Raw genomic sequence first — 633 nt, forward strand, 5'->3', positions numbered from 1 at the left:
GTCGGCATCCCTGTCGGGGTCAGAGGCGGTTCGACGCCTCGGTGAGGACCGAACGGAGGATCTGTTCGATCTCGGTGAACTCGGCGGGGCCGAGGGTCAGGGGAGGGGCGAGCTGGATGACGGGGTCACCCCGGTCGTCCGCGCGGCAGTAGAGGCCCGCGTCGAACAGGGCCTTCGACAGGAAGCCGCGCAGCAACCGCTCGGACTCGTCGTCGTCGAAGGTCTCTTTCGTCGCCTTGTCCTTGACGAGTTCGATGCCGAAGAAATAGCCGTCGCCGCGCACGTCGCCCACGATCGGCAGGTCAAGGAGCTGCTCGAGCGTGGAGCGGAACAGCGGCGAGTTCGTGCGGACGTTCTCCAGCAGTCCCTCCTCCTCGAACACGTCGAGGTTCTCGAGCGCGACGGCGGCCGAGACGGGGTGTCCGCCGAACGTGTAGCCGTGCGGGAACGAGGCGTCGCCGTGGGCGAAGGGCTCGTAGATCCGGTCGCTGATGATCGTGCCGCCGAGAGGGGAGTATCCGCTGGTCACGGCCTTGGCGAACGTGATCATGTCGGGCTGGTAGTCGTAGGCCGAGGCGCCGAAGTAGTGGCCGAGGCGACCGAAGGCGCAGATGACCTCGTCGGACACGAGCA

General features: G+C 67.0%; 1 protein-coding gene. It reads right to left on the bottom strand.

The window, feature by feature from the left end; genetic code table 11:
• Nucleotides 1–19 precede the first annotated feature (19 nt).
• A partial coding sequence (locus tag NS283_RS18135; protein WP_153003425.1) for an aminotransferase class III-fold pyridoxal phosphate-dependent enzyme occupies nucleotides 20–633 on the bottom strand: 614 nt, incomplete at its 5' end.

The organism is Microbacterium testaceum (genome assembly GCF_001476285.1).
Lineage (GTDB): Bacteria > Actinomycetota > Actinomycetes > Actinomycetales > Microbacteriaceae > Microbacterium > Microbacterium testaceum_B.